This is a genomic window from Rhodohalobacter sp., assembly GCF_041686455.1.
Lineage (GTDB): Bacteria > Bacteroidota > Rhodothermia > Balneolales > Balneolaceae > Rhodohalobacter.
Genome location: NZ_JAWLDW010000093.1, coordinates 1 through 10788, shown reverse-complemented (window position 1 = coordinate 10788; position 10788 = coordinate 1). Strand labels below are relative to the sequence as shown.

General features: G+C 45.7%; 8 protein-coding genes, 1 tRNA gene and 1 riboswitch. Of the genes, 3 read left to right on the top strand and 6 right to left on the bottom strand.

Annotated features, from left to right (window positions below; translation table 11 throughout):
* Position 1: 1 nt before the first annotated feature.
* The 3 genes from ACESM0_RS10385 to ACESM0_RS10375 form a co-directional block, all read right to left on the bottom strand.
* Positions 2 to 75 (bottom strand) — tRNA-Ile (locus ACESM0_RS10385).
* 1014 nt (positions 76 to 1089) lie between these two features.
* Positions 1090 to 2040, bottom strand: coding sequence for a tetratricopeptide repeat protein (locus tag ACESM0_RS10380; RefSeq protein ID WP_372906147.1), 951 nt, complete (start codon positions 2038 to 2040; stop codon positions 1090 to 1092).
* A gap of 6 nt (positions 2041 to 2046) precedes the next feature.
* Positions 2047 to 3306 (bottom strand): M20/M25/M40 family metallo-hydrolase, encoded by a 1260-nt coding sequence (locus tag ACESM0_RS10375; RefSeq protein ID WP_372906146.1) that lies wholly within the window; start codon positions 3304 to 3306, stop codon positions 2047 to 2049.
* 587 nt (positions 3307 to 3893) lie between these two features.
* A riboswitch (TPP riboswitch) is annotated at positions 3894 to 3997 on the top strand.
* 86 nt (positions 3998 to 4083) lie between these two features.
* On the opposite strand from ACESM0_RS10375, the gene ACESM0_RS10370 reads away from it, so the two are divergent.
* Positions 4084 to 6555 (top strand): TonB-dependent receptor, encoded by a 2472-nt coding sequence (locus ACESM0_RS10370; protein WP_372906145.1) that lies wholly within the window; start codon positions 4084 to 4086, stop codon positions 6553 to 6555.
* A 324-nt stretch (positions 6556 to 6879) separates the two neighbouring features.
* Here the strand turns inward: ACESM0_RS10370 and ACESM0_RS10365 are convergent, their stop codons facing one another.
* From ACESM0_RS10365 to ACESM0_RS10355, 3 genes are all read right to left on the bottom strand, one after another.
* Entirely contained in the window at positions 6880 to 7422 is a 543-nt protein-coding gene (locus ACESM0_RS10365) for a DUF2911 domain-containing protein (protein ID WP_372906144.1), read from the bottom strand.
* 430 nt (positions 7423 to 7852) lie between these two features.
* Positions 7853 to 8422: a peptide-methionine (S)-S-oxide reductase MsrA gene (gene msrA / locus ACESM0_RS10360; RefSeq protein ID WP_372906148.1), complete on the bottom strand. Its 570-nt coding sequence runs from the start codon at positions 8420 to 8422 to the stop codon at positions 7853 to 7855.
* A 247-nt stretch (positions 8423 to 8669) separates the two neighbouring features.
* Positions 8670 to 9299: an arylesterase gene (locus ACESM0_RS10355; RefSeq protein ID WP_372906143.1), complete on the bottom strand. Its 630-nt coding sequence runs from the start codon at positions 9297 to 9299 to the stop codon at positions 8670 to 8672.
* Positions 9300 to 9380: 81 nt separating this feature from the next.
* On the opposite strand from ACESM0_RS10355, the gene ACESM0_RS10350 reads away from it, so the two are divergent.
* Together ACESM0_RS10350 and ACESM0_RS10345 are read left to right on the top strand one after the other, a co-directional pair.
* Positions 9381 to 10136 carry an ABC transporter ATP-binding protein gene (locus ACESM0_RS10350; protein WP_372906142.1) on the top strand — a complete coding sequence of 252 codons (756 nt, stop codon included), beginning with the start codon at positions 9381 to 9383 and terminating at the stop codon, positions 10134 to 10136.
* Positions 10133 to 10788: ABC transporter permease (locus tag ACESM0_RS10345; RefSeq protein ID WP_372906141.1), on the top strand; the 656-nt coding region annotated here is incomplete at its 3' end. The genes ACESM0_RS10350 and ACESM0_RS10345, both read left to right, overlap by 4 nt.

Here is a 10788-nt window from a genome sequence, read left to right as displayed (position 1 = left end):
GTGGGCCCGGCAGGACTTGAACCTGCGACCAATCGATTATGAGTCGACTGCTCTGACCAACTGAGCTACGGGCCCTTTTTTGATAAACAATCTTTTAAAGGGCGGTAAAATTACAAGCTTTGGCAACCATTTACAATAGGTTTTTGATATGTGATTGGTGATATATAAATCCGTTTTAATTTCACAGCACCACTACTTAAATCGGAAGTCTGCAAGCTCCGGATATACGGCTGGGGATTGCCGATTTGAAATCTGCGATCAGTCTAAAGTTCTACCGGAATAGCTTCAGAAATCGAGTATCATAATGTAATTATCTCCAATCAACTGATATGCATGTATTTAACTTCTCTCAAACAAATTTTCCTTCTAACAACTATTCAGTTATATTTGATTGGGGTTAAGGATTCTGATTAGACTTTTTAGTTAAGGTCTACAGCTTCCTTACAAGGGGCCGGTGGCATTGCGCCACCGGCTTTTCTTATTTCCTCATACTGCAAATTCGTGCTGGGCATGAAATTTAGACCTACCCTTTGCAATTCTTTATGTTTTCTACCTTCCTTGTAAACCCTCATGAATTCGCCACCAAAGCACAAAGTTTCGCAGGAACACGAGGTTATTTTTGCGATACCCAGCATATTAATCTGTGAAAATCTGAGAGAAACCAAGACGCTGTCAGATCCGGTTGGTGCTGACAGGTCTTTTTACCAAATACTCATTGATGGGTTCAACGTACGAGCACGGTATTTATCCCTGCGAGAATACAGTGACCCGGCCATGAATGACCGGCTCGTATATAAAGCCTCACAAATTGGGGCTTTTTCACTTACTCATACACTTCATGAAACTTCAAGGCTTGGAGCTTTTATGGCATCTCATACGATTTTATCTCGAAGGGACAGAGACTCGACGTACACAAAGATTTTTTTGTGACTCATCATATTAGTCTGACAGAAACCAAGACGCTGTCAGATCCGGTTGGTGCTGACAGGTCTTTTTACCAAATACCCATTGATGGGTTCAACGTACGAGCACGGGATTTATCCCTGCGAACAGTAGCTATCAGATTCCGCAGGTGCTGTCAGGTCCCAATCAGTTTGCCAGCCTCGCTATCTCCGCCTCGGCCGCGATATACCCAAACGACGCCCATTGGTCAGTGTTGAGGATTCTGTTCCAGATGTCGATGGCTCTCTCTTCTCTGCCATTCATGTAGTGCCAGTTTCCGATTCCGTACCAGAGCGTAACGTTTTCTAATGAATCATCCGACACCTCCATCATCCGGTCCGGATCAAAATAGCCTTTGAACACCATGATCAGATTCAGGTACACATCATTCTCAATCAAATCCATATCGGCTGTGATATCTTCGATCCTCTCCCCGGCTCGTCCATCCTGCCCGCTTCGCTTCATGGCGGAGTAGTACCAGTAGATCGTGGCCACCCGCATATCATCGGTCAGATCCAGCTCATTCAAAGATTTTTCATACGATTCAATCGCCTGCCGGTATTCCCCCTTCAGATAGTGTGCCAATCCCTTATGATACCACACATTCGACTTCATAGTGCTTACCGGCTGATTCAGCTCGTTGGGCAGTCCGTCAGGTTCTACATAGTCGGGTATGCTCTGCATTAGCTCTTCAGCCCTTTCAAAATCTCTGATCGCCCGGTCAAAATAGCGCAATGTGATGTATCGATGACCCCGGTGTCGGTACATTCTGGGATCCTCGGTAATTTTGAAAGTGCCTTCCGTAAAAATCTTAATTGATTCCCGATACTCGCCGAGGTAGGCGGCACGTCGTCCCAGCCAGATGATATTCTCCGCATCTTCAGGGTCAATCCTATAGTTTGCGAGAGCCTGGAGAAACTTCTCATTGTGACTTTCATAAACCTCCTGGCTCAGTTCCGGCGTTCTGAGCGTATCTCCAAGTAAAGAAATGGTTTGTACTCCAGATGGCAAAGGCGGCAGATCCACGCGGTTTTCTCCGCATGAGGCGAGCCCGAGAGTGATAAAAACAGCGATAATGAATAGTGTAAAATTTCTCATAATGAATTACTTAAAGGTCAGGGTCAGGTCTCTAATTTCTCCCGATCTGCGAACTTTAACAACTATTTCTTCTCCGGAGTTGAATTCTCCAAGGGCTTCCATATATCCGTAGATATTGTCGATTTCAATTTCGCCTATCTGCACGATCACATCCCCCGCCTTCAGGCCGGCTTCAGCTGCGGCTCCGTCCTCGCGAACGCCGTCGATTCGAAAGCCGTCACCTGAGTAAGTATAATCCGGCAGCACACCCATTGTTACGCTGTCTCCACTCATGATATTCTGTTGCTGAGAATCCGTAGCGGTAAAATCTATTTCATCCACATGTATAGATGATATTTCCTTCAGGGTGACCAATGCATGTTCTGACACCGCCCTTATGCCATCTGCATTCACCTTGTCCGGTGTATCCGATTCGCGGTGGTAGTCGTCATGCGTACCCGTGAAGTAGTGCAGCACTGGGATTCCATTATCGTGAAATGAGGAATGGTCACTGGCACCGGTACCTGATGGGTTCGTTTGGATATTGAGGCCGGAATTTTCGGCTCTTGATAATATCTCATCCCATTGTGGGGAAGTACCGGTTCCAAAGATTGTGAGCTCTTCTTCGGACAAGCGCCCGATCATGTCGAAATTGATCATTGCCAGAATAGAGTCGGGCGAAATCTGCAGGTTGTCTGTAAAATATCGTGAGCCAAGAAGACCCATTTCCTCTCCTGAAAAGGCTAAAAAGAGAACGGATTTACTGAGAGGCTCTTCTGAGAGCTCCCTAGCCAAATGCATCAAACCCGCAACACCCGAAGCGTTATCATCGGCTGAACTATGGAGAGTATCCGCCGACTCATGATTCAGTGAAATGGTTCCGCCATGACCCTGTCCGTCGTAATGAGCTCCCACAATGATAAACTGTCCCGTATTTTCAGTTCCGGTTATACCGGCCACTACATTTCGTGAAATATAATTCTCAACTCCCATGGATTGAGCCAGTGGTCCCTCCAATAGATAGTGCTGAAAATAGGTATCGCTGTCTCCTTCCGGATTCAAACCGAGTTGTAGAAAACGGTCGGCAATATAGTTTGCAGCAAAGGCTTCGTGCTCTGTTCCAGCCAATCGTCCGCCTCGGTCGTCTGAGGCCAGCCACTCCACATCCTGCCGAATTCCCTCATCTGCGGTGAATTCTTCGGAGCCGGAACTGCAGGAGAAAAGGATAAAACTAAATGTAAGTAGACAGAATATTTTGATAGAAAATTTTGTCATCGTGGATTTCATAGGGTGGTCCTTAGATTTTACAGAGTTGCCGACAACAATATAAAAAAGAACCGGGTTCTCACAGAGAAATGATTTAGAGGTTAAAGAGACATCTCAGGTCTTGGTTCCAAACCGACCTGCAAGCGTCCGGCAGGACCTGGCAGCGTCACGTAGGGTTCACATCACTCTGCGTAAGTCAGCGAAGTAATCTGTGTTATTATGCTCTGCAAATTTAGACTTTTCTTATTTATCTACACCCTTCGTAGGTCTTCGGATCCTCGATCCTTTGTGGCATCTCACACAATTTTACCACGATGTCGATAATACACAAAGCTCACTCTGCGATAATCCGCGTACCTATCCGCGAAAATCTGCGAGAAACCAGACGCTTTCAAATCCGGTAGGTGTTGACAGGTCATTTTATCAAATACACATTTATGGATTCAACATACGAGCGCGGGATTTATCCCTGCGGCTCCTAACCTGACGCTGTCAGATCCGGTTGGTGCTGACAGGTCTTTAAGCTGTGAAATTCCAAAACTCGCTAAATCCGAGTTCAATGTTGAGTATGAATCGAAACACCCGTATCATTGATCCACATACTTAACCAATAAGGTTGGGGGTGTCCCGATAGTAACGCATCGGGACTGAGATCATACCCTGTGAACCTGAACCGGGTTATACCGGCGTAGGGAAACCGATCTGCAGTGCAGGCTTTTACATCACAAACATTTTCAAATGATGACTGCCGCGCACTGACCCCCTCCTTCAATCGCATTTAAAATTGATGGAGGCATCATGTCTTTTTACCTGAAACTAATATCACTACTTATCCCGATCCTTTTCGGGATTTCCTTTCAATCCATTGCCCAATCTATCGATGGGCGTGTCACAGACAGCAACACCGGAGAACCACTCGCCGGAGCATCTATTCTGGAAGTGGGCACCACCAACGGCACATCCACCGACGCCGACGGTGAATTCAGCCTGAGACTGCGAGAGTCCGGATATGAAATCCAAGTCAGTTTTATCGGATACCGGACCGAAACAGTTTCATTTTCTGAATCCGACTCATACCTAAATATTGAACTGACATCCCAGCCGGTAACGGCCGGCGAGGTTTTCGTAAACGCCCTGCGCGTTGACGACTCCACACCGGTTGCCTACAGCAATATTTCTCGTGAAGAAATCGACATTCGCAATACAGGTCAGGATATCCCGATGCTTGTTTCAACGTCCCCGTCAGTTGTTTCGGCTTCCGATGCCGGAGCGGGAATCGGATACACAAACATGCGAATCCGCGGCGTGGATCAGGCACGAATCAACGTAACCGTTAACGGTATACCGATGAATGACTCCGAATCCCATGGCGTCTTCTGGGTCAATATGCCCGATTTTGCATCTTCAACGCAGAACATTCAGATCCAGAGAGGAGTGGGAACATCCACGCACGGTGCCTCAGCATTCGGTGCGACCATGAATCTGCAGTCAGCCCTTATGAGGCCCGACGCATATGGGGATGTAGGCCTGGGAGTCGGCGCATACGGCACACAAAAAGCAACCGTCCAGCTAGGATCCGGTCTGATGGATAACGGTTGGCAGGTCGAGGGGCGCCTTTCAAAAATTGAGTCTGACGGCTATATCGACCGTGCGGAATCTGATCTGCGCTCTTTCTACCTTTCTGCTTCCCGACACGGAGACCGAAGCCTGCTGAAAGCCGATGTCTTCTCAGGTCAGGAACGAACTTACCAGGCTTGGAACGGCGTGCCCGAGCCGATTCTGGAGAACAATCCAAACCAGCTCGAAAATTACATTACCAATTTATTTATCGGACCGGGAGAGGCTGACCGTTTGAGAGACAATCTCGACAACCGGCAATTCAATGAATTCACCTATGAAGACCAGGTGGACAACTACCAGCAGGATCACTATCAGCTTCACTACTCCTATAGGCTGACCGACAATTGGACAACCAATACCTCGCTGCACTATACCTATGGCCGTGGCTATTTTGAGCAGTACAGACAAAGCGACGATCTTGAAACCTACAACATCAACCCGGTTGAAATCGGCGGTGAAACGATCGAGCAAAGTGACCTGGTTCGTAGGCGTTGGCTTGACAACGACTTCTACGGTGTGATTGCATCCAGCGAGTACCGCCGGGATAAAGAGTGGAGCCTGATTGTGGGAGGAGCGTACAATGAATATGACGGAGACCACTTTGGTGAAGTGATCTGGGCAGAGTTTGCAGGTGACAGTCAGCCCGGCGACCGTTACTACGACAACACCGGGTTTAAAACAGACTTCAACGTCTACGGAAAACTGAACTACTACTTCAGCTCATCCTTTAACACCTACATAGACTTGCAGTACCGTGCGGTAACCTATCGTTTTCTCGGTTTAAGAATTGACGGAAATAGCGGTGAAGTTAACGATTTGACCCAGCGTGACCGCATTAGCTTCTTTAATCCTAAGGCCGGAATTGTCTATCGGTTTGCCGACGGACAGCGTGCTTTTGCTTCACTCAGTGTAGGTGGCAAAGAGCCGACGCGCCGAGACTATGTGGAATCGACCGAGGAAAGCCGGCCCGATCCTGAGCGTCTCTACGATTATGAACTGGGATATCACGGTGATTTTGGGCGATACAGTCTGGGTTTAAATCTATATTACATGCTCTATAAAGATCAGCTGATTACCACCGGCGAGGTGAACGATGTAGGAAACACGGTTCGCGAAAATGTACCAGACAGTTACAGAACAGGAATAGAAATTCAGCTTGGTGCCCGTATTACGGATTACCTGCAGTGGAACGGGAACATGACATTCAGCAGGAATAAGGTTAATGAGTATGAGTACTTCCTGGATGATTTTGACCAGGGCGGACAGGAGCGTTTCCTGTTTGAGGATGTGGATATCGCCATGTCGCCGGCAACCATAGCTAACTCTATTCTCACCTACCGCTCCGGCGGATTCAGAACAGAGTGGATCTCCAAATTTGTATCGCGGCAGTACCTGGACAACACCCAGACTGAAAGCCGCTCCATCGATCCATACTGGCTGAATGATCTGGTGATTCGTTACAGCTGGGATTCTGCACCTTTTGTGCGAAGTCTGACAGCATCTCTGACCGTCAATAACATCTTAAATGAGAAGTATGTAGCCAACGGCTACACCTTCGGATGGATTTCAGGTAACGAGCAGCGCCACTTCAACTACTACTATCCACAGGCTGAGCGTCATGCAATGTTCAATTTAAATATTGGATTTTAATCATTAGATAAAAAAAGACCTGACAGGTTTCTAAAACCTGTCAGGTCTATTATTTTTACGCTGGCCATGAATGACCGGCTAATTTGTTAAGCCTCAAACCTCGGGGCTTTTCTTATTTATTTACACTCTTTCTTGGTCTTCGGGTCCTCGAACTTTTGGCACATCTCATACAATTTTACCACAAAGTTGTTACGGCATATAGATGCACGAAGTCTTTTGGAAACTCAGCGAAAATCCGCGGGGTAATCTGCCCCGAATGCTCGGGGCCAGAAACCAGACGCTTTCAGGATCAGCTGTCGCTGAACACTTACAGGTCTTTTCAATTTAGTTCATTACTTCTATCTGAACAGGCACTTTGATTTGATCCCAATGTATAACCATATGGCCGGAATCCTCCTCCAAGTTCTCAAAATAGACCATCAGTTGCTCCATGAATTCACCGGTTTCTGGCTGAACAGATACACGGAGCTCATCCATTGTCGGATCGTACTCTGTACCCCAAGATAAATTATTATTAAAAATGACACTCCAATCATCAAGCCCCGGAATTGTATAAAGCGAGTAAGTGCCTGCTGTAAGCTCTTCGCCTTCAATCATCACGTTATCAGAAAATGTAATAGCCGTCGATTCATTAGCCCCTGTTCGCCAGACTTCATCGTAGGGAACAAGTTCACCGAATACTGTACGATCCCGAACTCCCGGACGTCCGTATGTAACGGTTACGACTGTTGTACCAATCGTCTGTGAAACCGACGCATTTGGACTTACCCGTGGACTGTCATTTCCACGCTCCTGGGCTTGTGTTGATGTTGAAAACATCAGTGATATTGCAAAAACTATTGAAAGTAGCAGTGAGTAAAATTTCATATTTATAAAGTTTGATTAATTGTTTGATTGAGGGGTTAGCAAGTATGACACTAATTGTCAAACTTATTTAAATTAAAAGCTCTTTTCGTTTCATCATAAGTTACTGCCTTAGCTAACATACAATTTTTCACCATTGGTCTGTCAGCTAAAGCTTCAATGGATTATTAATTTACAGTGTAAAACTCAGCGACAATACAGTGAATCCGGCCATGAATGACCGGCTAATATGTTAAGCCCAAATATTGGGGCTTGTTTATTTATTTACATACTTCGTGAAACCTCGTGTCTTTGGGCCTTCGTGGCTACCTCATGATATTCTACCATAAAAACATGAAGACTCAAAAATTCACAAAGCTAACTCTGCGTAGCTCCGCAAGAAACAGACCTGTCAGGTTTCTAAAACCTGACAGGTCTTTTCACATAAACACTATTAAATCGTTTCCTGCAACAAGTGCGGGAAGTCTTTCTTAAACTTCGCCAGTTTGGGTGCAATCACTACAGAACAGTACCCTGCGTTTGGGTTATTGTTAAAATAGTTCTGATGGTAATCTTCTGCTACGCTGTAGTTACTGATCGGTGTAATTTCCGTAACGATCGGATCATCCCACAAGTCCGATTTATCTGTTCGTTTCTTTGACTCTTCCGCAATCCGCTTCTGTTCAAGGGAATTGTAGAAAATAGCTGATCGATACTGTGTACCCACATCAGCTCCCTGTCGGTTCAAAGTAGTCGGATCGTGTGTGTGCCAGAAAACTTCCAGCAGCTCTTCAAAGCTGATTTCTTCCGGATCAAAGGTGACTTTGGCAACTTCTGCATGACCGGTTTTCCCGCTTACCACTTGGTTATAGGTTGGATTCTCAACATGTCCACCGGCATATCCCGATTCAACAGCTTCAACCCCGTTTACTCTTTGGTAAATGGCTTCCACACACCAAAAACATCCGGCACCGAGTACAGCCGTTTCGTAATTCTCATTTTGAGCATCTGCCTGATCAGTCATAGTAAATAAGATCGTTATTAAGATTAGTATAAGTTTCATAAATAGAAATTGTTTTTATGTCTGATGTTTCAACATCAAAGATACGTATATCGTGCCCGTTTTCACCGCAAAGACGCAGAGATCGTTGAGGATTTTTATTTACTCAAAAATCAATTTCATTCAGCACTAGTCCTCAGATTACATGGGCTTTGAAATTTGTTATTTGGTGCTTGTAATTTGAAATTTGGTATTTGAAGTTGAAAAGCTATTACAAAACATCTTCCAGATATCCCCATAAGTTCTCTGCAATCACTTTATGCCCCTTTTCCGTCGGATGAATTCCATCTCCCTGATTGAGTTCCGGATCGCCGGCCACACTTTCTAAAATGAACGGCATAAAGATCATATCATTCTCTTCGGCGAGCTCATAAAACAGAGATCGAAATCGGTTTGTATACTGCTCACCCATATTTGGAGGGGCTTCCATACCGGTTAAGATAATGTGCGCATCAGGATACTTTTCCGAAACTTTATCGATAATCCCCTGAAGGTTCTGCTTCGTATTCTCAGGATCAATTCCCCTTAAACCGTCGTTACCGCCCAGCTCCAGAATAAAAATGTCCAGCGGTTGCTGCAGCACCCAGTCAATACGCCTCAGACCGCCGGCTGATGTCTCCCCGCTTAGGCCTGCATTCACTACATTGTAATCCATCCCCAAAGAGTCGATCTTCTGTTGGATATATGCGGGAAACGCCTGAGCCTCTTCCAATCCGTACCCCGCTGTAATGCTGTCACCAAAAATTAAAATCTGTTTTTCCTGTGCAGAAACATCCACAGACAGCATCAGCCCGCATAATAAGATTGCAACCTTTATAATCCCGATTCGTTTACAATTCATAACTAAATAAAATACTTTAATAGGAATGTTTTACGTAATACAACTTGTTTATTCGATTGTTTCTTAACCAACTGATTATCAATGAATCACAGTTCCATTCTTTCCGCCGAAAATGTAACAAAAACCTTTCAAAGCGGAGACCATAAGCTAACCGTTTTAGACAATATCGCTTTTCAAATTGAAAAAGGGATTTCGTGCGCCATTGTTGGCCCTTCAGGCAGTGGAAAAACTACGCTTTTAGGTCTTTGCGCCGGACTCGACCGCCCAACTTCAGGCCGTGTCATTCTAAACGGTCAACCCATCTCAGATATGAAAGAGGATGAACTGAATAGTGTTCGCAACGAACAGATTGGTTTTGTATTTCAATCTTTTCAGCTCATTTCAACACTAACTGCGCTCGAAAATGTAATGGTACCTGTAGAACTGCGCGGAACTCCCTACCGGGAAGTGGAGCAAAAAGCGAAAGATTTGCTCACACAGGTTGGTTTAAAGGATCGGCTTCACCACTACCCCAATCAGTTATCGGGCGGCGAACAGCAGCGTGTGGGTCTGGCAAGGGCATTCATTCACAAGCCTGAAATTCTTTTTGCGGATGAACCTACAGGTAACCTCGACAGTGAAACCGGCGAACAGATTGAAGATCTCCTTTTTGACCTGAACAAAATATCCGGGACTACCTTAATTATAGTAACGCACGACCGCGAGCTGGCTGAAAAATGTGATCGTATTATTGAACTGAAAAGCGGTGAAATTTTCAGAGATACCGGTGTTCAAGAGAATGAATCACGGTTTGAGACTGCAGAAACCGTAAACTCTGAAATCAAACCGGCCGAATGAAACTGATTCGAGAACTTCTAAATTCTTTCAGCTGGAAACTGGCGTGGCGCGATGCGCGTCCGCAGTGGAGAAGCCTCTTTCTCTATACTTCCGCAGTAATTGCCGGTGTTGCGGCGCTGGTTGCCATTCTTTCATTCCGTAATGATGTCCTGCTCACGGTTGAGGATCAGTCTCGCGAACTTTTGGGATCTGACCTCGAAGTTCGGATGAATCAACCTTACCCCGATGTCATTCAATCATACATCGATTCAATTGGTGGCAGCACTGCCAATGCCATTGAGTTTAACTCTATGGTTATCTATGATGAAGATGGACAAAACAGACTTTCTCAAATACGTGCCATAGATGGTCCCTACCCTATTTACGGAGAAATTGAAACCATCCCTGTGGATGCTGCAGCCCGATATCAGGATGAAGGAGGTGCGCTTGTAGAACAATCGGCTATGAAGCAGTTCAACCTGCAGGCCGGCGACAGTATTCAGGTCGGAAATTTTAAAGTTCCTGTATTAGGTGAGCTTATCTCAGTCCCCGGAGAAGCTGCAGCTTTCTCACTGATCGGCCCCAGAGTGTATCTGTCCAGAGATCTGCTTGAAGGTTCATCACTGCTCGATCGCGGGAGCCGTGTTACCTACAAAAGCTACTTTCAGTTTGA

Coding starts and splice junctions, on each gene's coding strand:
- ACESM0_RS10380 (WP_372906147.1), bottom strand. CDS start 2,040: ATGAGAAATTTTACACTATTCATTATCGCTGTTTTTATCACTCTCGGG.
- ACESM0_RS10350 (WP_372906142.1), top strand. CDS start 9,381: ATGAATCACAGTTCCATTCTTTCCGCCGAAAATGTAACAAAAACCTTT.
- ACESM0_RS10355 (WP_372906143.1), bottom strand. CDS start 9,299: ATGAATTGTAAACGAATCGGGATTATAAAGGTTGCAATCTTATTATGC.
- ACESM0_RS10375 (WP_372906146.1), bottom strand. CDS start 3,306: ATGAAATCCACGATGACAAAATTTTCTATCAAAATATTCTGTCTACTT.
- msrA (WP_372906148.1), bottom strand. CDS start 8,422: ATGACTGATCAGGCAGATGCTCAAAATGAGAATTACGAAACGGCTGTA.
- ACESM0_RS10370 (WP_372906145.1), top strand. CDS start 4,084: ATGTCTTTTTACCTGAAACTAATATCACTACTTATCCCGATCCTTTTC.
- ACESM0_RS10365 (WP_372906144.1), bottom strand. CDS start 7,422: ATGAAATTTTACTCACTGCTACTTTCAATAGTTTTTGCAATATCACTG.